Origin of the sequence: Bradyrhizobium sp. RT6a, assembly GCF_040547675.1 — a bacterium.
In the GTDB taxonomy this organism is placed as follows: Bacteria; Pseudomonadota; Alphaproteobacteria; order Rhizobiales; family Xanthobacteraceae; genus Bradyrhizobium.
This window is the reverse complement of the sequence record NZ_JBEPQC010000002.1, coordinates 861,331-881,641: the sequence shown is the minus strand read 5'-3', so window position 1 is coordinate 881,641 and position 20,311 is coordinate 861,331. Positions and strand designations below refer to the sequence as shown.

The following is a 20,311-nucleotide window of genomic DNA, read 5'->3' as shown; positions in this document are numbered from 1 at the left end:
CTCCGTCCCGTTGTCCGGGACGGAACCTAGCGCGTCTGCCCTCGCGGATACTTCGTTGTGTGTCGAACTGTCCTAGCCGACCGCCCCAACCTCGAACACTTCGCCGTCATAGCCGGCCTCGCGGGGGATGCGGAGCTGGCGGCCGGTGTCGGTCTTGGTCATGACAGGCATCACCGTCACGACAGACATGCCGCGGGCGTGCGCGAGCGCGGCGCTCACGCTCGACTGCTTGGCGAGCCGGATCAAATTGCGCGTGGTCGGGAACGGCAGCTTGAAGCGGCCGCTCTCGCCGCCCTCCACCGCCTCGCGCGGCGAGATCCAGATCGAGTCGGTCGACTCCCGGCCGTCATGTGCGCCGAGCTGGTCGGGCGGTGCCGCCGCAAGGAAGAACCAGGTGTCGAAACGTTTTGGCATTCCCTCGGGCGTGATCCAGTGCGCGTAAGGCACCAGCGTATCGAGCGCGAGCTGGAGGCCGTTATCGGCCAGAATGCTCAGGAAGCTGATCTTGTGCTCGTTGAGCGCGAGGCGATGCGCATCGGCGATCTCGCCGGCGCGCCTGGCATCGACCGGCGTGCCCGAGTCCTTCGAGCGCGCCAGCAGGATGCCGCTTTCCTCAAAGGTCTCGCGGATCGCGGCGATCCGAAAACCGCGGTCCGCTTCGCTCAGGCCCTCGCCGCCCGAATACAAGTCGGAGCGCTTGACGATCTCCTGATCGCCGGCATCGATGCTGCCGCCGGGAAACACCAGCGCGCCCGAATTGAACTCGATCTGATGATGGCGGACCATCATGAAGACTTCAATTTCGTCGCCGCTCTTGCCGTCGACCTTCACGCCGTCGCGCAGCAGGAGGATCGTCGACGCAGGGCGTGATGCTGATGCCTCGGCCATTCGATTAACCTGCCGCGCTGGATTGCGGGCCGAGATTGGCGCGCTTGTCGACGCGGGCGACGCGCGACAGCAGGTACTCGACCTCTGCCTTCGCCGCCGGCGTGATGGTGGCGCCGGGCTTGCGCTGGGCGCTGGAGGCGATGATGCCGCGCTTCTGCAGCACGTATTTGCGCACGGCGAGGCCAGCACCAGGCTGCTGCTCGTAGCGGATCAGCGGCAGATGTGCATCGAACAGATCATGGGCGGCGTCGCGCTTGCCTTCTTTCGAAAGGCGCACGACGTCGATCAGAAGCTCTGGGAAGGCATAGCCGGTCATGGCGCCATCGGCGCCGCGCTCCATCTCGAAGTCCAGGAAGAGTCCCCCATTGCCGCAGAGGATCGAGAGCGGTCGCAGCGAGCCGTCCTTCTGGAAATTGCGCAGCGTCGAGATCTTTTCCAGCCCCGGCCAGTCCTCGTGCTTGAGCATCACGCAGTTCGGATTGTCAGTGACGATCTTGCGGATCACGGCAGGGGTGAACACCACCGACAAGGTCAGCGGATAGTCCTGGAGCACCCAGGGCACGTCGGGGCCGATGGCCTCGGCCGCCTGCTTGTAATAGCCGATGATCTGGTCGTCGGTCCGCAACGACGGCGGCGGTGCGATCATCACACCGGCCGCACCGGCCTCCATCGAGGCCTTCGCCAGCGAGCGCATGGTGGCAAAACCCGGCGCGGAGACGCCGACGATCACCTGCATTGTCTTGGCGCGCTTGACGAAGCGTACCGCCACCTGCTCGGCCTCCGCGGCATCGAGCTTCGGCGCCTCACCGAGGATGCCCAGCACCGTGACGCCGTCGCAGCCGACCTCCTCGTAGAAATCGGTCAGGCGGTCGATCGAGCGCTCGTCGATCCGGCCGTCATCGTGGAACGGCGTCGGCGCGATTGCGAAGGTGCCCTTGGCGTCGGCGGTGAGTTTCATCTAGTCCTCTATCCTCTTGTTCGTCATTCCGGGACGATGCGTTAGCATCGGACCCGGAATCTCGAGGTCCCGGGTTCGCGCGCTGCGCGCCCCGGGACGACCATGGCCTAAAACCGCCGCGCCCCCATCTTGATCTGCTCTTCGGAGAAGAAGATCTCCTTGGCATGATCGGCGATGTCCTGGGCCTTCCAGCCCGTGTGCGGCGGCTTCCAGCCGTCCATTTCCATCATCCGCATTTCGCGCACGCCGCGGGGCCCGGACACGCCCAGCACCTTGCCGGTCTGGTCGCCGGACAAGTCGCTCACCATGTATAGCACGGCCGGCGCGATGCCGTCCGGCCCCAGCGCCGCGCCGGGGTTCTCCTTATAGCGGGGCAGGTCTGCGGTCATGCGGGTCAGCGCGCCCGGCGCAAGCGTCCAGATCCGGATGTTGTATTTGCGGCCCTCGATCGCCAGCACGTTGGACAGGCCCCAGATGCCGCCCTTGGCGGCGCCGTAATTGCTCTGGCCGAAATTGCCGATCAGGCCGGACGTCGAGGAGGTGTTGACGATGACCCCGCCGCCGTTTTCCCGCATCCAGCGAAACACCGGCATGGTGCAACAAAAGGTGCCCTTCAGATGCACCTTGATGACCTTGTCCCAGTCGGACTCAGACGCCTTGGCGAAGGTCTGGTCGCGCAGAATGCCGGCATTGTTGACGAGGATGTCGGCGCGGCCGAAATGCTTGATGGCGTCGTCGAACACCGACTGGCCGCCTTCCATGGTGGAGATGTCGGCGCCGTTGGCGACGGCCTTGCCGCCCTCGGCCTCGATCGCATCCACCACGAGTTGCGCCATCGATGTGTCGGCGCCGGAGCCGTCACGGGGCCCGCCGAGGTCGTTGACGACGACGGAGGCGCCTTCCCGCGCGAACAGCTTTGCGTAGGCCTCACCGAGCCCCCCACCCGCGCCGGTGATCAGCGCAACCTTGCCGTCTAGTAGTCCCATGGTGGCGTCTCCCTGTTTTTTATTGTCATTCCGGGGCAGCGCGCAGCGCTAACCCGGAATCCGGAGCTTGTCGCGCGAGATTCCGGGTTCGCGCTTCGCGCGCCCCGGAATGACAGCGGAGGCTATCCCAGCACCGTCTTGCCGTTCTTGATCACGGTGACGCCGCGAGACTTCACCTTGGCTTCGAACGAGATCACGCTGCCGTCCTTCCAGAGGTCCATGGTCACGGTCTCGCCGGGATAGACTGGCGAGGAGAACCGCGCGACGTGCTGGCGGAAGGCGGAGGCGTCGTAGTCGGCATAGGTCTGGAGCACGCCGCGGCAGGTGATGCCGTAGGTGCACATGCCGTGCAGGATCGGGCGCGGGAAGCCGGCCTTCTTCGCGAATTCGGGATCGGAGTGCAGCGGGTTGCGGTCGCCGCAGAGACGATAGACCAGCGCCTGGTCGGGGCGCGTCACGATGTCGATGGTCTTGTCGGGTGCGCGCGACGGAATCTTGTGCGGATCCGGCTGGGTCAGGTTCGGGCCGCCAAAGCCGCCATCGCCGCGGGCGAAGCGCGAGGCGACTAAAGTTGCCAGCTTCTCGCCCTTCTCGTTCTTGAGCACGGTCTGGTGGCTGATGACGACGCCCTTGTCCCTGCCCTTGTCGTAGACCTCAATCACGGAGGAATCGGCGGTGATGTGTGCCGCCACCGGCAGCGGTTGGTGGAAGGTGATGTCGCGCTCGCCGTCGACCACCATCACGCGGTTGAGGTTCATCTCGCCGGGACCCGCGCCCCACGCCGCGACGGATGCAAAAGTCGGCACCACCTTGAGCGGCCGCGGCGTCAGCGTGCCCTCGTTGACGAAAGCGAGCTCGTTCTCGTCCATCGGATCGGCGCCGAGCCCGATGCCATAGGCATAGAGCATCACTTCGCGATCGGTGTAGGCATATTTCTGGCCGAGGTTCTTGAGGCCTTTGAGTTCGTTGTATCTGGCGGACATTTTTGTTGTTTCCTCCCGGCAGCTTCAGCTGAGCGGCGCCCATTGTTGCGCCCTCACCCCTTGTGGGAGAGGGCTACAAGGTGCCCGCAACAAACTCGTTTGGGTGAGGGGTTCGCTCCTCATCGAACAATCTCTCTGTGGAGAGATACCCCTCATCCGGCGCTTCGCGCCACCTTCCCCCACAAGGGGGGAAGGGAAGAACTCACCGCGCCTACTACGCCGGCGTAAAAAACGGCAGCGGCGCGCCATCGGTCGGCTTGAACACCACCTTCACCTTCTGGCCGATCTTCAACGTCGTCAAATCGCAATCGACGAAATTGGTCTGGAGCGACGGCCCCTCCTTCAGAGTGACGTAGCCGATCGCGTAGGGGCCGGTCGGCGACTTTCGCATCAGGCTGTAAGTGTAGATCGTGCCCTCGCCCGAAGACTCCTCCCACACCGTCTGGTCGGAGTAGCAGAACGGGCAGATCGCGCGCGGGAAGTAATGCGCTTCGCCGCAGGCCGTGCAGCGCTTGATCATGAACTTGCCCTGCTTGGCCGCGTCCCAGAACGCGGCGGTCTCAGGGTTCGTCACCGGGGCCGGATATTTCTTGGCTTCGCTCATCACACGCGCTCCAGAATGGCCGTCGAGGCGGCGTGGCGGACGCCGAGCAGGCCGCCGGTGCCGTGGGCGATGGCGAGATCGCAATTCTTGACCTGCACCTTCGGATGCGCCTCGCCGCGCAGTTGCCGCACGGCCTCGAGAATCTTGGTCATGCCGCCGCGGTTGACGGGATGGTTGCTGCAGAGGCCGCCGCCATCGGTGTTGAACGGCAGCTTGCCGACGCCGGAGATCAAATTGCCGTCGGCGACGAACTTGCCGCCCTCGCCCTTCTTGCAGAAGCCGAGGTCTTCGAGCTGCATCAGGACGGTGATGGTGAAGCTGTCGTAGATCGAGGCGTATTTGATGTCCTTCGGCGTGATGCCGGCCTCCTCGAACGCACGCGGGCCCGACCAGATGCCGGCGGAGTACGTGAGGTCGAGATCCTTGCCGCCGCGCGGGCCCTTCATCGCCTCGCCATGTCCGATCAGTTTGACCAGCGGCTTCTTCAGGCTTTTTGCGATCTCGGGCGTCGTCACGATCAGCGCGCCGCCGCCGTCGGAGACGACGCAGCAATCCATGCGATGCAAGGGATCGGAGATCATCGGGGAGTTCAGAACGTCCTCGACGGTGACGACGTCCTTGAGCATCGCGTGCGGATTGTATTGCGCGTGGTGCGAGGCCGCGACCTTGATCCAGGCGAGCTGCTCGCTTGTGGTGCCATAGTCGTGCATGTGGCGCATGGCACACATGCCGTAGGCATTGTGCGTAGTCGCGCCGTAAGCCGTCTCGAAATCGGCTTCCGCGCCGGCCGCGCGCGGCGGCATAGCCCCGGTGCGCGGCTTGCCGGCCAACGTGATCAACGCGATCGAGCACTTGCCCGCGGCGATGGCTTCAGCGGCATGGCCGAGATGGATAATGTAGGAACAGCCGCCGGTCTCGGTGGAATCGACATGGCGGAGTTTCTTGGTGTTGAGGCCGAGATAATCGACCATCGGCCAGGCGCCGCCCGGGGCGTCGCCCGCGCAGAAATAGCCGTCGACGTCGTCCTTGCTGAGCCCGGCATCCTCGATCGCGCCCTTGGCGACCTCGGCATGGAGCTGCGCGGTGGATTTGTCCGGCGCGTGCCGGGTCGGGTGTTCGTAGATCCCGGCAATGTAGGCCTTGCCCTTGATGGTCAAATAAGGTCTCCGCTGGCGTTTCTCACTTCCGGTTTTTCTGAACCGCTGCTGCCCTGTTGGCAAGCGCGGAAATATTCCGCCGGGCGAGAGGGCAGCGGGTTGGCGTAAGCGGCCGGTGCGGTGGGAGCGCCTCTGTTTCCGCAGTCGTCATTGCGAGCGCAGCGAAGAAATCGAGGAATCTTTCCGCGGACGCATTTCTGGATTGTTTCGCTGCGCTCGCAATGACGGGAACGACGGGCAGAACCCTAAAGGTGTTTTGCCCGACGGCACAAGCGGTTTCGTTTTATCGAAAAACCCTTTTCGCGAAAACAACCCCATGCACAGTAGAACGGTGGTTGATTTCAAACAGGAATTTGTAGGGTGGATTAGCGAGCCCACCCCACAAATTCTACTCCGCCGCGATCTGCCTCGGCGCGGGCGGCGGGTTCGCCAAATCGGCGGCGAGCTGGGCGTAGCGGGCCTTGGCGTCCGCGACGGCCTTCTCCTTGACCGGGCCGTAGCCACGGATGCGGTCGGGCAACGACAGCAGCTCCACCGCGGTGTCGATCGTGAGCGGCGACAGCAGGCTGAGCACGGTGGCGACGTCCTTCTCGTAGCCGGCGATCAGATCGCGTTCGAGCTTGCGGTCCGCACTGCGACCGAAGATGTCGAGCGGCGTGCCGCGCAGGAACTTGAATTTTGCTAGCACACGAAACACCGGAAGCATCCACGGGCCGAACGCGCGCTTCTTCGGACGACCGAGCGCATCGACGCCCCTGCTGAGAATCGGCGGGGCCAGGTTGAAACTGAACTTGAAGTCGCCTTCGAAGTGGTCGCGAAGCTGCTTTTCGAACGCGCCGTCGGTGTAAAGGCGCGCGACTTCGTATTCGTCCTTGTAGGCCAGCAGTTTTGCGTAGTTGACCGCTACGGCGCGCGTCAGCGCCTCGTCGTAGCCGCCCTGCCTGGCGGCGTCGCTGACCTGGTCCACCAGCTTGCGGTAGCGCTTGGCCAAGCGGCCGTTCTGATAGGCGGTGAGGTGTTTTGCGCGGTGCTCGACGAGTTCGTCGAGCGTCATGGCGTCCAGGGTCCTGGGCGCCACGGCCTCATCCGTTCCCTTGAGCATGCCTGCGAGGCGCTGGGGATCGGCGACCGCGAGGCGGCCGAGCCGGAAGGCTTCCTTGTTCATCTTGATCGAGACACCGTTGACCTCGATCGCCTGCTCGATCGACTCCGCCGACAACGGCAGCAAGCCCTTCTGATAGGCGTAGCCCATCATCATCATGTTGGTGGCGATGCTGTCGCCGAGCAGCTGTTCGGCCGGCTTGGTGAAGTCGAAAAACACCGAGTCCTCATGTAGCGCGGTCTCCAGCAATCCGTTCAACTTGCGGGTCTGGAAATTGAAGTCGCGGTTGAGGACGAAGTCGGCGGTGGGAATGACGTGGCTGTTGATGATGCCGTGGGTGCGGCTGCTATCGCAGAGCGAGATGGTGTCCTTGGCGACCGCGACCACCTCATCCGCTGCGAGCACGACGTCGGCGGTGCCGGTGACGATGCGCGAGCAGGTCACCTCGGCCGGATGATCGGATAGGCGGACGTGGCTCAGCACCGCTCCACCCTTTTGCGCCAGGCCCGACATATCGAGGATCATCGAGGCCTTGCCTTCGATATGGGCGGCCATGCCGAGCAGCGCGCCGATCGTCAGCACGCCGGTCCCGCCGACGCCGCCGACCGCAATGTTGTAGGGCTTGTCCAGGTTGGGGCGCGATGCCGGCTCAGGCAGATCGCCGATATCGCCGACGCCCGCAGGCGCGCGCTTGCGCATCTTGCCGCCGTCGACCGTGACGAAGGACGGGCAAAAGCCTTTGACGCAGGAATAATCCTTGTTGCAGGTCGACTGGTTGATGGCGCGCTTGCGACCGAACTCGGTCTCCAGCGGCTCGACCGAAATGCAGTTCGATTGCACCGAACAATCGCCGCAGCCTTCACACACCGCCGGATTGATGAGCACACGGCGCGCCGGATCCTCCATCGTGCCGCGCTTGCGGCGGCGACGCTTCTCGGCGGCGCAAGTCTGCACGAAGACGATCGCGGACGCGCCCTTGACCTTGCGCAGGGTTTTCTGAACCGCGTCGAGCTCGTCACGATGCGCGGTCTTGACGCCGGGCGCGATCTCGTTCGCCGGATAGGCGTCGGGATTTTCCGAGACCAGATAGATCTCGCGGATGCCTTCGCTGTGAAGCTGGAAGGTGATCTGCTGCGGCGACAATTCACCGTCGACATGCTGGCCGCCGGTCATCGCGGTCGCGTCGTTATAGAGGATCTTGTAGGTGATGTTGGCGCCGGAGGCGATCGCCTGGCGGATCGCGAGGCTGCCGGAGTGGAAATACGTGCCGTCGCCGAGATTGGCGAACACGTGCTCTTCCTTGGTGAAGGGGGCAACGCCGACCCACGGCACACCCTCGCCGCCCATGTGTGTGAAGGTCTCGGTGGAGCGATCCATCCACAGTGCCATGAAATGGCAACCGATGCCGGCAAAGGCGCGACTGCCTTCGGGCACCTTGGTCGATGTGTTGTGCGGGCAGCCGGAGCAGAAATACGGGGTGCGGGCGACAGGCGCGGTCGCCTGCATTTGCGACGCCTGGCGGCCGTTGAACCAATCGGCCTTGGCGCGCAGCATCGTTGCAATTTCGGGATTGAGATCAAGTCGAAGCAGGCGCTCGGTCAGCGAGCTCGCCAGTGAGGCGACGCTGAGTTCTTCGGCAAAGGGCAGGAAGCGCTTGTCGTGATCGTCCATCTTGCCGATGATGCGGGGACGGACATCGTCGCGCCAGTTGAACAGCTCCTGTTTCACTTGATTTTCGACGATCTCGCGGCGCTCTTCGATGATGAAGATTTCCTCGAGGCCTACAGCGAATTGCCTGACGCCTTCCGGCTCCAGAGGCCAGGGCATGCCGATCTTGTACAATCGAAGTCCGATCTTGGCGGCGACCTCGGGCGTGATGCCGAGCTCGCGCAGCGCCTGCCGGATATCCTCGTAGCTCTTCCCGGACGCCATGATGCCGTAGCGGGCGTTCGGCGAATCCATCGTGACACGATTGACCTTGTTGGCGCGCGCAAAGGCGATCGCGGCAAAGCCCTTGTAGTCCTGCAGGCGGCGGTCCTGGGCGAAGCGGTCGTCGGGCCAGCGCAGATTGAGGCCACCTTCGGGCATCTCGAAATCGGTCGGGATCACGAACGGCGTCATCTCGTCGGTGAGATCGATCTCGGCGGTGGTCTCCACCGTCTCGGTGATCACCTTCATGCCGACCCAGCAGCCCGAGTAGCGCGACATCGCGATACCCAGAAGACCCATCTCGATCATCTCGTGGACGCTCGATGGGTAGAGATAGGGCATCAGCGCCGACATGAAGGCGTGGTCGGATTGATGCGGGACCGTCGAGGACTTTGCACCATGATCGTCGCCGGCGAGACACAAGACGCCACCGTTCTTGGCGGAGCCCGCGGCATTGCCGTGGCGGAAGACGTCGCCGCAGCGATCGACGCCGGGACCCTTGCCGTACCAGATGCCGACCACGCCGTCATACTTGGCGCCGGGCGAGAGGTTGAGCTGCTGCGAGCCCCAGACCGCGGTGGCGGCCAGATCCTCGTTCACGCCGGGCTGAAACTTGATGTTGTATTGCTCGAGATGCTTGCGCGCGGCGAAGAGCTGCTGGTCATAGCCGCCGAGCGGCGAGCCGCGATAGCCGGAGATGAAGCCCGCGGTGTTCAGCCCCGCGGCACGGTCGCGCCGGATCTGGGCCATCGGCAGGCGGACCAGGGCTTGAATGCCGGTCGTGAAAATATGTCCGGTGTCCTGGGTGTATTTCTGATCGAGACTGATCGGACCCTGGTTGATGCCCATTATGTCCTCTTCCGCCCTTTTGAGCGCTTGGCTGCTTAAGCCGTTGCCTGCCCGTTGTTTTTAGCTAGGGCGCGCCGACCATTTCCGCCACTCTATGTCGGATATTTCACGCTCCGCATCACAATTCTGGACCAAAGGCAGCGCCGGGTAAAAATCGCAATTTCGTGGCTGCATTGGCATCCGCGATTTTCATTTTGTGTCACCATACCCCCGCCGTCGCGCAACGAATTGACGCCCCGTCATCCGGGACGGCGTCGATGGGTCGCAGGAGAGGCTTTCGATGCGAACGATTCTGGCTGGGCTGGCTCTCGTGGGTCTGGCGTTGTGCAGTGCGGTTGGGAGCGCGGCCGTCGCTGCCGAGCCGTCACCGGAGCTGATCGCCTACGGCAAGGCGCTGGTGGAGGCCGGCGACTGCGCTGGCTGCCACACCGCCGATCCCGCCACACCGTTCGCGGGTGGAAAGCGCATCGCCACTCCCTTCGGCGCGATCTATGCCCCGAACCTGACGCCGGACCGCGACACCGGCATCGGCGCCTGGACCGACGCCGACTTCACCCGCGCCGTGCGCACCGGCGTCGCGCCCGACGGCTCCAATTATTACCCGGCGTTCCCCTACCCGTATTTCACGCGGATGACGAAGGACGACACGCTGGCGATCCGGGCCTATCTCGGAACGCTCGCGGCCGTCAGCAGCCGCAACAAGCCGCCGGAGCTACGCTGGCCGTTTGGCTATCGCGGCCTGATGCGGATCTGGAACATGGTCTATTTCAAACCCGGCCTGTTCGAGCCGGACCAGAGCCAGAGCGCGGCGTGGAATCGGGGCGGCTATCTCGTCACCGGGCTCGGTCATTGCGGCGCCTGCCACACGCCGAAGAACTATTTTGGCGCGGACAAGCAGGCGCAGGCACTCGCGGGCAACGAGGTCGGCGGCTGGTACGCGCCACGGCTCGATGGCGCCGCCCGCACCGGGCTGAAATCGTGGAGCGTCGAGGACGTCACGGAATATCTGCAGAGTGGGCGCAACGCCAGGAGCCATGCCAGCGGCCTGATGGCGGAGGTGGTCGTCAACTCGACCTCGAAGATGAGCGATGCCGACGTGCGCGCGATCGCGGTTTACCTGAAAAACCTGCCGCCGGCACGGCGTGAGACGATCGTGACGCCGCCTGACGATGCCGAGATGAAGGCCGGCCAAGCCGTCTACGCCAAGCTCTGCATCGCCTGCCATGAGGCCGACGGCACAGGCGCACCGCGCATCTATCCGCCGCTGCCTGCCAACGCGCTGCTGCAATCGGTCAATCCGTCCTCGACCTTGCGCATCATCCTCGACGGCGCCCACACTGTGACCACGCCACGCGCGCCCAATACGGGGGAGATGCCGGCCTATTCCAACCAGCTGTCCGACCAAGAGGTCGCGGCGGTGACGAACTACATCCGCAATTCCTGGGGCAACGCCGCGCCGCTGGTGACGCCGGCGCAGGTGGCGAGGGCGCGGAAGCAGGAGCCGTAACTCAAGGCTCCCGCTCCTCCTCTTCCGTGAACACGAATTTCGGCATCTCCCATTTGTAGCGCACTGCCAGCAGGCGGAAGCTGATGCCGAGGGCGAACGTCAAAATGGTCCAGAGCTCGGCGTTCAGCTTGAGACCGAACGCGGTGGCATAGAACAGCCCCGTCACCACGGAAACGCTGGCATAGAGCTCGGAGCGAAACAGCAGCGGCACGTCGTTGCAGAGCACGTCCCGCAACACGCCGCCGGCGCAACCGGTCACCATGCCGGAGACGATGACGATCGGCAGCGTGGCATCCATCTGCCAGGCGATGTCGCAGCCGGTCATGGTGAAGACGACGAGGCCGATGGCGTCGAGCACGATGAAGGCCAGTTTCAGCCGGTGCGCCAGCCGTGCCATCAGGATGGTGAGGAAGGCGGCGCCGCCGGCCAGCGCGAGGTAGATGGGATTCTGCACCCAGGCCAGCGGATAATGCCCTAGGAAGAGATCGCGCAAGGTGCCGCCGCCGAGCGCCGTGATGCAGCCGAGGAAGCAGACGCCGAGCCAGTCCATGCTGCGGCGGCCGGCCGCGAGCGCGGCGGTCATGCCTTGCGCGGCGACCGCGACCAGCGACAACAGATGCAGCACGCTATCGCTCGGCGGCAAGCTCCACATCGTTCTATCCCCTTCCGTCAGCGGAGCTTACGCTTCAGGTTCCCCGGCGAACAGGTTCCCGATTCACGCTGCGGGCGCAACATGCGACGAAAGCATTAAGGAGGGGGGAACAGAATCTCGCATCCACGGGTTGTCCCGCCGCAATAATCGAGGAGAACCAATCGATGGCTGACGACCGTTTTACGAACGATCCGTACCGCCCGAATCTCGCCGATGATGAGTATCGCAATGCGGCGCGACGGGATGCTCAGCTTCAGGTCGACCCTGAGCTTGGCGAAGGCCCCGCCTCCAGCGGCAAGGTAGCCCTGTTCGCAGTGGCAATTGCCTTGGTGCTGGGTGCCGTGTTCTACGGCCTGAACAACACGAACACCGGCAACCAGGCGAGCACCACGCCGGCAACGCAGACCGCCCAGCAGGCGCCAGCTACCAATCCGGCCGCACCTCCCGGCATGCGTGACGTGACGCCGCGCACCAACACCGGGCCCGGCGTGACCACGGGCGCCGCGCCGAGCAAGCCGGCCCCGGATACGCCGGCCCCGACTGAGGGCGCGAAGTAACGATTTGCAACAATATGCGACAACGGCGGGATTATCATCCCGCCGTTTTCATTTGTCTCTAGCTGAACATCCTGTTGAGCTCGCCGCCGGGATAGCCGCCCGCGAGTTCCGCGAAGGTGCCCTTCTCCGCCATTTCTTTCGCGGCCCGCATGAAGCCGCCCCAGGCGGCGCGAGCGAGCGAACCGCCGACGCTGATCCTGCGCACGCCAAGATCGGCAGCTTCCTGCAACGACAGCCCGGAGCCGCCGATCAGCAGGTTGAACGGTTTGGGTGCGACAGCCTTCACCACCGCGGCGATGTCCTCGCGGCTCTTCAGGCCCGGCGCGTAAAGGCAATCGGCGCCGGCATCGGCGTAAGCGGTGAGCCGGTCGATGACGAGCTTGAGGTCGGTCACGCCCCACAGATACGCCTCGCAGCGGCCGACCAAGAGCACGCCGCTGTCGCCGATCGCCTTGCGTGACGCCTTGATGCGCTCGACTGCGAGCGTGCGCTCGTAGATCGGCTTGTCCTTGTCGCCGGTGGAATCCTCGATCGACAGGCCGGCAACGCCGGTGCGCACACAGCGCTCGACATTGTCCACGACCTTGTCCGGCTCGACCGCAAAGCCGCCCTCGAAATCCGCGTTTACGGGGATATCGACGGACGTGCTCAATGCCGCCAGATGCTGACAGACGTCCTCGACGGAGACGTGGTTGTCGGCCTTGCCGATGGTCCAGGCAAAGCCCGCACTCGACGACGCGAGTGCCTTGAAACCGAGATGCTGCAACGCTTTCGCGCTGCCGACGTCGACCGGATTGGGCAGGATGAAGCAGCCGCTCTCGTGCATCTTCCTGAAGGTCGCGCGCTTGTCAGCAGTTGTCACATGCATGTTTCTCTCCCTTGTTGGCCGCGCAGACATGGGGACTTGCCGCCGCGCGCGCTAGTGCGCGTCGTGCACCGCGCGGCTATCCTTCGGCGCCTGCTCGCGATCATTCATGCTGTAGTCGCGGATAACGCTGGCGATACGCAAATGATAGTCGGCGAAGATCTTCGCGCGGCCCTTGGCCTGCGTGCGGCGATGCTCCATCGTGTTGCGCCAGGCTTGCACGGCCGCCTCGTCCCGCCAGAACGACACCGACAAAATCTTGCCCTTGTCGGTCAGGCTCTCGAAACGCTCGACCGAGATGAAGCCGTCGATGGTTTGCAGGATCGGCTTGAGGTCGGCCGCGAGGTCGAAATAATCCTGGCGGTGTTCCGGCTTCGGCCAGACCTCAAAGATCACGGCGATCATGGGCATCTCTCCTGTCGTTGATAGCCTACAATACCACTTACAAAACCACTTGGCGCAGAAACGTGCGCTCTTCCGCGAGGATGAATTTGTGCTCCTCGGCGAAGTGGAAGTTCGCCATGCCTTCCGTATCCTGACGCAGCCGGGCGCGATAGGCCTCATACGCAGCCAGACTCTCGAAGGTGATCAGCGCAAACGCGATGTTGTTGGTGCCCTCGTGCGGCATGAAATAGCCGATCAGATCGCCGCCGCATTTCGGGATGATGGTGAGCCAGCGCTTCGAATATTCCTCGAACTGCGCGCGCTTGAAAGGATCGAGCTGGTAGCGGATGAAGACGGTGATGGACATGATGGGCTCCTCTGGTTCCACACCGTCATTGCGAGCGCAGCGAAGCAATCCAGGAATCCCTCTGCGGAGGCAGCCTGGATTGCTTCGTCGCCAGTGCAAAATTGCTTCGCAATTTTGTCACGGGCTCCTCGCAATGACGAGCAACACCACGCTACGCGCTTGCCCCACCGCAATGCTTCGGCTACCATCGAAGCATGAAATCAGGTCCAGACATCGCCATGATCGCCTCGCTCGTCGGCGATCCCGCACGCGCCAACATGCTCACGGCGCTGATGAACGGCCGCGCGCTCACCGCGAGCGAGCTGGCGCAGGAGGCCGGCATCACGCCGCAGACCGCGAGCTCGCATCTATCCAAGCTCGAGGCCGGTGGCCTGATCGAGCCGGAGAAGCAGGGCCGCCATCGCTACTACCGCCTCACCGACGACGATGTCGCCGGTGTGCTGGAGGGCCTTGCGGGCCTCGCCGCGCGGACCGGCCATATGCGCGTGCGCACCGGGCCGAAGGATCCGGCGCTGCGGCGTGCGCGGATCTGCTACGACCATCTCGCCGGCGATCTCGGCGTGCAGATGCTCGACACCCTGCGTGCGAAAAACCTGGTCAGGCAGAAGAAGCAGGAGATCGAGCTGACGGCCGAGGGCGAGCGCTTCCTGGCGAAGCATTTGCAGATCTCGCCCGACATGCTCGCCCATCCGCGCCGGCCGGTCTGCAAGGCCTGTCTCGACTGGAGCGAGCGGCGCCATCATCTCGCCGGCACGCTCGGCGCCGCCATGATGCAGCGTTTTGCCGAGCTGAAATGGGCCGCCCGCGACGCCACGCCCGGCAGCCGCGTGGTGAATTTTACGCGCACCGGCGAGAAGCAGTTTGCCGTGTTGTTCGGTGACGGGCGGGACTAAACACAACTCCGTGTGAACTGAGGATCTCGTCATGGCCGGGCTTGACCCGGCCATCCACGTCTTTACTGCGGCTGCCACGTGGATGCCCGGGACGTCTGCGCGAAGATGCGCTTCGCGCTTTTGCCCGGGCATGACGGAGATTGTGTCGAGCACCTCAGTCCCAACCAGAGACCTCAATGAACCGCTTCCTCCCGGCTGCCCTCTGCGCCGCTCTCCTCTTCTTCGCTCCTCTTACATCCCAAGCCGCCGACACCGCCCCGCGCGAGCCTTACGGCGTCGCGCTCGAAGGCTTTGCCTATCCTTATCCCGTGCACCTGCTGCCGCTGACCAATGACGGCGAGCAGCTCAGCATGGCCTATATGGACGTGCCGGCTGCGCAGCCGAACGGCCGCACCGTGGTGCTGCTGCACGGGCGCAATTTCCCGTCGAGCTACTGGGCGCCTGTTATCAAGATGCTGAGCGAGGCCGGCTTCCGCGTCGTGGTGCCCGACCAGATCGGCTTCGGCAAATCCTCCAAGCCGACGGGCGAATTGCATTTCGACAATCTGGCGCGCAACACCATCGCGCTGCTCGATCACCTCAAGATCCACAAGGCCGAGATCGTCGCCCATTCGCTCGGCGGCATGCTGGGCGTCCGCATCGCCCGGGCCTTTCGCAACCGCGTCGCCCACCTTGTTCTGACGGCTCCGATTGGGCTGGAAGACTACCGCCTCTATGTGCCGCCGACACCGACCGAGAAGATCATCGAGACCGAGGACAAACTCACGGCCGATGGCTATCGCAAGCAGCTCCAGACCAATTATGCGATCAAGCTGCCGGCGGAGGCGATCACGCCGTTCATTGATGCCCGCTTCAATATCAAGGGCAGCCCGGACTATCCGCGCTGGCTGCGCGCCTTCGTTAGTTCCGGCCAGATGATCTATCGCGAGCCGGTGGCGCACGAGATCGCACTGATCACCGAGCCGACGCTGTTCATCATGGGTGCCGACGACCACAACGCACCGGGCCGACCGAACGCGCCGGAGGCGCTGCGCGCGAAAATGGGAGAGAACGCCGAGCTCGCGAAGGCGCTCGCGGCGAAGATGCCGAATGCGCGGGCCGAGGTGATCCCGGACACCGGCCATCTCGTCTTCCTGGAGGCGCCTGAGAAGTACAAGGAGCTGGTCCTGGGCTTTCTCGGCCGCTAACGACATTGCTGTCGTCCGGAGCCGCATGCGGGGAATGTTCATGCCGCATTCAGGTCATGATTGGCAGATTTGGCTCGCGTCGTGTCGGCATGTTGCGATTTTAACGTGTCGAATCGTGTCTTTTGATTCATGGTGCGCCGAAAACGCCAAGCCCTCCTAGAACTTGCCCCCAAAGACGAGAAGGAAGATCAAATGAAATACCTGTTTGCCGCCGTGATGCTTGCCAGCGCGGTCGTTGGTTTCAGCGAGGCGGCCAGCGCCGCCGGCGGTTGCGGCCCCGGCTGGTATCGCGGCGCCTATGGCGGCTGCCGCCCGATGCGCGGTCCGGTCGTTGTCCGCCCGGGTCCGATCGTGGTTGCGCCGGCCCCTGTCGTCGTCGTGCCGCGCGCGCGCGTGTGCCCCTACGGCTTCCGCTGGTACGCCGGCCGCTGCCGCCCGTTCTGATCTCGTTTTTTGCATAGCTAAATGGCCGCGCGGCGAAAGCCTGCGCGGCCTTTTTTTGGGGCACCTGACGTCGCACCGGGATGTTTCGAATCAAAACGGGGACCGCGATCGCGGTCCCCGTTCGAGCCTGGCTTGCGCGAAGCTTACCAATGGCGGCGGTGCCATCGCCGGCGATGCCAGCCCCAGTGACGGCGGCGCCAACCCCAATGACGGTGGTGGCCGTGCCAGTGCACCTGCTCCGGCTTCAACTGCGCCGCCTCATCGCTGCTGGTGACTGCGGGATGAGCGTCGGGATTGCCTTGCGGCATGCTGGGATCACCGAGCGGCTGCGGCGCCAGCGGCGCAGCCTTCGCGGCGATCGTGAACGCGGCAGCTCCGGCCGCGACACCGATTGCAAATTTCAGAAAGTTCCGGCGCTCCATAATTTCTTTCCTCTTGGATGGTCGTGCCAGTGATGCAGAGGCGAGTGTCGCGGCGACGACATGAACCGAAGCTGAATCGCGCGTTCAGGTTCGTTGCGACTCTGACAGTGACGGCACGCCGCCCCAGGCGCTACTCGCCAAACTCCTGCGCCAGCACCAGCAACTCGCGCGTGCGCGTCACGTCGGGCCAATCGCGCTTGAAATCAGCCACCAGCTGCGTCAGCGCATCGCCCTTCAGCATGGCGTGCAGCGCAGCCTCGCTCTCGAACTGATACATCGCCTGATGCAGTGACGGATCGTCGAGGCTCCAGAACCGCCAGGCCTTAGCCACACCGAACGCCTTCGCCGCGTCGGGCAGATGTTCCGTCTCGTACCATCTGTCGAACGCGGCGCGCCTGCCGGCATCGGCGACGATGGCGCGGACGACGAAGAAGGCTGACGGCATCAGATTTCCTCCTGTTGTTTGGGGAGACTAGCGGGTTACGCTGACGACGACAAAAATGACGGCACCGGTGTCGGAACGCGCGCCTCTCGTCCGTCCTATGCCTGGACAGCAGACGGAGACACGACATGCCCGACCTCACGCTCACCACCTTCGACTGGGTTCCCCCACCCCCGCGCGGTTTCGTCCGCGACCTTCGGGTGCGCTGGGCGCTCGAAGAGGCCGCATTGCCCTATCGCGTCGCGAGCGCGCCGTTCGACGACCGCGGCGCCCAACATCTCGCGCACCAGCCGTTCGGCCAGGTGCCGTGGCTGACCGATGGCGACCTCTCGATCTTCGAGAGCGGCGCGATCCTGCTGCATCTCGGCGGCCTCAGCGCAAAGCTCATGCCATCAGATCCGCGCGGCCACAACGAAGCCACGGAATGGCTGTTCGCCGCACTCAATTCGGTGGAGATGGCAAGCCTGCCCTGGGGGATGTCGAAGTTCATGGGACATCCGACCGATACGGCGGCATGGAAATTCGTGGACGATTTCCTCAAACTCCGCCTCAAGCACATGGAGGCGGTGCTGGCCAACCGCGAATGGCTGGCAGGCACGTTCTCCGTCGCCGACATCCTGATGTCCGACGTGCTGCGCGTCGTCGATCAGTCCAATGGGCTCGCGGACAGTCCCGCCTGCCGCGCCTATGTCGCACGCGCCACGGCTCGCCCGGCCTTCGGCAAGGCCCACGCCGACCAAATGGCGCATTTCGCGGCGGCGGATGCGGCTCGCTGACGCGGCGTGGGGTGTGACGTGCCTCACATAAAAAATCCGGCGATGGCCGTAGGGTCACGGCCATCAAATCATCCCTGCGGAAGGTGACACATGCCCCGCATCGCATATCTCAGAGACCAGCTTGCCCGCGCCGAACGGCTGGCAAAAGCGATCCTCGACCGGCAAACCGCGGAGCAGCTTCAGGCGTTTGCAGCCGAATGCCGCGAGGAGTTGTCCGTGCTGACGCGCAGGGCTGCGGCGTAAGGCTGCTCGGTTACACGAGCTTCATCGGCGTGTCGGCGACCACGCGAAGGTCGAAGCTCCCTATCAACGCTGAGCGGCGCGCCTCCGCAGCACCGATGGCCTCGTCAGTCTGCCGCAGCGTACTGACGTTCGAGCCGAGCGAGACGATCCCGCCGAGCACGAGAGCTACTGAGCCGAGCGCGGCGGTCTGCCCCGTCCCGAGCAGACCGAGGATCGTGATCAGCAACAGTGCAGCCCCGCCACCGATGGCAATCTTGGATGCCAAAATATACTTCCGGCATCGCTCGGCGACCTCGGCCAAAGCCGCAATCCGGTCTTCAATGTCTGAAATCTCGTCGGTCGGATCGTCTTCGGTCATTGGATTCGGATCGAGGATGCCAAGTCAGAAACAAGATCAGTAGTCCGCATGAGCGAAGCAACATGCGGGTGTTGGATAGAAAACCCGGATGTCGCTACGCTCATCCGGGCTACAAGTCCCCTCACAACGGCAAATTGTCGTGCTTCTTCGCCGGCGTTTCCACCTTCTTGTCCTTCAGCATCGACAGCGCCCGCGCGATCCGCTTCCGGGTGGAGTGCGGCATGATGACGTCGTCGATGTAGCCGCGCTCGGCGGCGATGAAGGGGGACAGGAAGCGGTCTTCGTATTCCTTGGTGCGGGCGGCGATCTTGTCTGGGTCGCCGATGTCGGCGCGGAAGATGATCTCGACCGCGCCCTTGGCGCCCATCACCGCGATCTGGGCGGTCGGCCAGGCGTAGTTCATGTCGGCGCCGATCTCCTTGGAGGCCATGACGTCGAAGGCGCCGCCATAGGCCTTGCGGGTGATGATGGTGACCAGCGGCACGGTGCACTGCGAGTACGCAAACAGCAGCTTTGCGCCATGCTTGATCAGGCCGCCATATTCCTGCGCGGTGCCCGGCAGGAAGCCCGGCACGTCGACGAAGGTGACGATCGGGATGTTGAAGGCATCGCAAAAGCGAACGAAGCGCGCGGCCTTGCGCGAAGCGTCGGAGTCGAGCACGCCGGCCAGCACCATCGGCTGGTTTGCGACGAAGCCGACGGTGCGGCCGGCGATGCGGCCGAAGCCGGTGACGATGTTCTTGGCAAAAGCGTCCGCGATCTCGAAGAAGTCGCCCTCGTCCACGACCTTGAGGATTAGCTCCTTCATGTCGTAGGGCTTGTTCGGATTGTCCGGGATCAGTGTGTCCAAGGACATGTCGACCCGGCCGATGTCGTCGAAGCTCGGCCATTCCGGCACGCCGTCGGTGTTGTTGGACGGCAGGAAGTCGATCAGGCGCCGCATCTGCAACAGCGTCTCGACGTCGTTCTCGAACGCGCCGTCGGCGATGGAGGAGCGCGTGGCATGCACGGAAGCGCCGCCGAGCTCTTCCGCCGTGACGACCTCGTTGGTGACGGTCTTCACCACGTCGGGGCCGGTGACGAACATGTAGCTGGTGTTCTTCACCATGAAGATGAAGTCGGTCATCGCGGGCGAATAGACGTCGCCGCCGGCGCAGGGGCCCATGATGACGGAGATCTGCGGGATCACGCCGGAGGCGAGCACGTTGCGGCGGAACACGTAGGAATAGCCGGCGAGCGCTGCGACGCCCTCCTGGATGCGGGCGCCGCCCGCGTCATACAGGCCGATGATGGGCGCCCTCGCCTTCATCGCCATGTCCTGGAGTTTCGTGATTTTCAGCGCGTGCGTTTCCGAGAGCGACCCGCCGAACACGGTGAAGTCCTTGGCAAAGACAAACGTCTTGCGGCCGTTGACGGTGCCCCAGCCGGTGACGACGCCGTCGCCGGGCACCTTGTTCTTCTCCATGCCGAATTCGGTGGAGCGGTGCTCGACGAACATGTCGAATTCCTCGAACGATCCCTTGTCGAGCAAGAGCTCGATGCGCTCACGTGCGGTCAGCTTGCCGCGGGCGTGCTGCGCCTCGATGCGCTTCTCACCGCCGCCGAGCTTTGCGCCGGCGCGACGGTCTTCAAGGGCGTCCAGGATGTGTTTCATTTGCTCCCGCCAGTTCTTAAGTGATGCGGGGTTCTAACACGGCATTTTGCGAGCCGGAAAGCGCCTTTCGACCTCGCAGGGCTGCCTTGCCGCAGCGGGAAAGC

General features: G+C 64.1%; 22 protein-coding genes. 7 read left to right on the top strand and 15 right to left on the bottom strand.

Annotated features, from left to right (window positions below; genetic code table 11):
- Nucleotides 1-72: 72 nt before the first annotated feature.
- The 7 genes from ABIC03_RS14045 to ABIC03_RS14015 all read right to left on the bottom strand — a co-directional run bounded on the left by ABIC03_RS14045 (nt 73) and on the right by ABIC03_RS14015 (nt 9,456).
- Nucleotides 73-888, bottom strand: a complete 816-nt coding sequence (locus tag ABIC03_RS14045) for an NUDIX hydrolase (RefSeq protein ID WP_354058746.1) — start codon at nt 886-888, stop codon at nt 73-75.
- A gap of 4 nt (nt 889-892) precedes the next feature.
- Complete coding sequence (locus ABIC03_RS14040) at nt 893-1,846, bottom strand: dihydrodipicolinate synthase family protein (RefSeq protein ID WP_247396731.1); 954 nt, start codon at nt 1,844-1,846, stop codon at nt 893-895.
- A 107-nt stretch (nt 1,847-1,953) separates the two neighbouring features.
- Nucleotides 1,954-2,832 carry an SDR family oxidoreductase gene (locus tag ABIC03_RS14035; RefSeq protein ID WP_354058745.1) on the bottom strand — a complete coding sequence of 293 codons (879 nt, stop codon included), beginning with the start codon at nt 2,830-2,832 and terminating at the stop codon, nt 1,954-1,956.
- A gap of 122 nt (nt 2,833-2,954) precedes the next feature.
- On the bottom strand, nt 2,955-3,815 hold the full coding sequence (locus ABIC03_RS14030) for a MaoC family dehydratase (RefSeq protein ID WP_354058744.1): 861 nt from the start codon (nt 3,813-3,815) through the stop codon (nt 2,955-2,957).
- A gap of 214 nt (nt 3,816-4,029) precedes the next feature.
- Complete coding sequence (locus tag ABIC03_RS14025) at nt 4,030-4,419, bottom strand: Zn-ribbon domain-containing OB-fold protein (protein WP_354058743.1); 390 nt, start codon at nt 4,417-4,419, stop codon at nt 4,030-4,032.
- Nucleotides 4,419-5,576 (bottom strand): thiolase family protein, encoded by a 1,158-nt coding sequence (locus ABIC03_RS14020; RefSeq protein WP_085360843.1) that lies wholly within the window; start codon nt 5,574-5,576, stop codon nt 4,419-4,421. Before ABIC03_RS14020 ends, ABIC03_RS14025 begins: the two co-directional genes overlap by 1 nt.
- Nucleotides 5,577-5,964: 388 nt before the next feature.
- Nucleotides 5,965-9,456, bottom strand: coding sequence for an indolepyruvate ferredoxin oxidoreductase family protein (locus ABIC03_RS14015; RefSeq protein WP_354058742.1), 3,492 nt, complete (start codon nt 9,454-9,456; stop codon nt 5,965-5,967).
- A 280-nt stretch (nt 9,457-9,736) separates the two neighbouring features.
- Between ABIC03_RS14015 and ABIC03_RS14010 the strand changes: the two genes are divergently transcribed.
- On the top strand, nt 9,737-10,963 hold the full coding sequence (locus ABIC03_RS14010; protein WP_354058741.1) for a c-type cytochrome: 1,227 nt from the start codon (nt 9,737-9,739) through the stop codon (nt 10,961-10,963).
- A 1-nt stretch (nt 10,964) separates the two neighbouring features.
- On the opposite strand, the gene ABIC03_RS14005 is transcribed toward ABIC03_RS14010, so the two are convergent.
- On the bottom strand, nt 10,965-11,615 hold the full coding sequence (locus ABIC03_RS14005; protein WP_354058740.1) for a trimeric intracellular cation channel family protein: 651 nt from the start codon (nt 11,613-11,615) through the stop codon (nt 10,965-10,967).
- 164 nt (nt 11,616-11,779) lie between these two features.
- Here ABIC03_RS14005 and ABIC03_RS14000 point away from each other — a divergent pair, with 164 nt between their 5' ends.
- Complete coding sequence (locus ABIC03_RS14000; protein WP_354058739.1) at nt 11,780-12,172, top strand: hypothetical protein; 393 nt, start codon at nt 11,780-11,782, stop codon at nt 12,170-12,172.
- A gap of 58 nt (nt 12,173-12,230) precedes the next feature.
- Here the strand turns inward: ABIC03_RS14000 and ABIC03_RS13995 are convergent, their stop codons facing one another.
- The 3 genes from ABIC03_RS13995 to ABIC03_RS13985 are packed head-to-tail and all read right to left on the bottom strand — an operon-like array spanning nt 12,231 to nt 13,788.
- On the bottom strand, nt 12,231-13,040 hold the full coding sequence (locus ABIC03_RS13995) for an isocitrate lyase/PEP mutase family protein (RefSeq protein WP_354058738.1): 810 nt from the start codon (nt 13,038-13,040) through the stop codon (nt 12,231-12,233).
- A 51-nt stretch (nt 13,041-13,091) separates the two neighbouring features.
- A complete protein-coding gene (locus tag ABIC03_RS13990; RefSeq protein ID WP_007603077.1) occupies nt 13,092-13,442 on the bottom strand; it encodes an antibiotic biosynthesis monooxygenase family protein in 351 nt (116 codons plus the stop codon).
- A gap of 37 nt (nt 13,443-13,479) precedes the next feature.
- Nucleotides 13,480-13,788 carry an NIPSNAP family protein gene (locus ABIC03_RS13985; RefSeq protein WP_063995954.1) on the bottom strand — a complete coding sequence of 103 codons (309 nt, stop codon included), beginning with the start codon at nt 13,786-13,788 and terminating at the stop codon, nt 13,480-13,482.
- Between the two features lie 194 nt (nt 13,789-13,982).
- Between ABIC03_RS13985 and ABIC03_RS13980 the strand changes: the two genes are divergently transcribed.
- The 3 genes from ABIC03_RS13980 to ABIC03_RS13970 all read left to right on the top strand — a co-directional run bounded on the left by ABIC03_RS13980 (nt 13,983) and on the right by ABIC03_RS13970 (nt 16,312).
- Entirely contained in the window at nt 13,983-14,681 is a 699-nt protein-coding gene (locus tag ABIC03_RS13980; RefSeq protein WP_354058737.1) for a metalloregulator ArsR/SmtB family transcription factor, read from the top strand.
- A 176-nt stretch (nt 14,682-14,857) separates the two neighbouring features.
- The gene (locus ABIC03_RS13975; RefSeq protein WP_354058736.1) at nt 14,858-15,868 is read left to right on the top strand and encodes an alpha/beta fold hydrolase; all 1,011 of its coding nucleotides are present in this window, start codon (nt 14,858-14,860) and stop codon (nt 15,866-15,868) included.
- Nucleotides 15,869-16,060: 192 nt separating this feature from the next.
- The gene (locus ABIC03_RS13970) at nt 16,061-16,312 is read left to right on the top strand and encodes a GCG_CRPN prefix-to-repeats domain-containing protein (protein WP_007603074.1); all 252 of its coding nucleotides are present in this window, start codon (nt 16,061-16,063) and stop codon (nt 16,310-16,312) included.
- Nucleotides 16,313-16,455: 143 nt separating this feature from the next.
- Here ABIC03_RS13970 and ABIC03_RS13965 read toward each other — a convergent pair whose 3' ends face one another.
- Complete coding sequence (locus ABIC03_RS13965) at nt 16,456-16,734, bottom strand: twin-arginine translocation signal domain-containing protein (protein WP_354058735.1); 279 nt, start codon at nt 16,732-16,734, stop codon at nt 16,456-16,458.
- A 130-nt stretch (nt 16,735-16,864) separates the two neighbouring features.
- Nucleotides 16,865-17,179: a hypothetical protein gene (locus ABIC03_RS13960; protein WP_275168079.1), complete on the bottom strand. Its 315-nt coding sequence runs from the start codon at nt 17,177-17,179 to the stop codon at nt 16,865-16,867.
- 125 nt (nt 17,180-17,304) lie between these two features.
- On the opposite strand from ABIC03_RS13960, the gene ABIC03_RS13955 reads away from it, so the two are divergent.
- Entirely contained in the window at nt 17,305-17,952 is a 648-nt protein-coding gene (locus ABIC03_RS13955; protein ID WP_354058734.1) for a glutathione S-transferase family protein, read from the top strand.
- Nucleotides 17,953-18,042: 90 nt separating this feature from the next.
- Nucleotides 18,043-18,195 (top strand): hypothetical protein, encoded by a 153-nt coding sequence (locus ABIC03_RS13950; RefSeq protein WP_354058733.1) that lies wholly within the window; start codon nt 18,043-18,045, stop codon nt 18,193-18,195.
- A 10-nt stretch (nt 18,196-18,205) separates the two neighbouring features.
- Here the strand turns inward: ABIC03_RS13950 and ABIC03_RS13945 are convergent, their stop codons facing one another.
- Nucleotides 18,206-18,553 (bottom strand): hypothetical protein, encoded by a 348-nt coding sequence (locus ABIC03_RS13945; protein ID WP_354058732.1) that lies wholly within the window; start codon nt 18,551-18,553, stop codon nt 18,206-18,208.
- A 121-nt stretch (nt 18,554-18,674) separates the two neighbouring features.
- Nucleotides 18,675-20,207, bottom strand: a complete 1,533-nt coding sequence (locus ABIC03_RS13940; RefSeq protein ID WP_211399411.1) for an acyl-CoA carboxylase subunit beta — start codon at nt 20,205-20,207, stop codon at nt 18,675-18,677.
- Between the last annotated feature and the right edge of the window lie 104 nt (nt 20,208-20,311).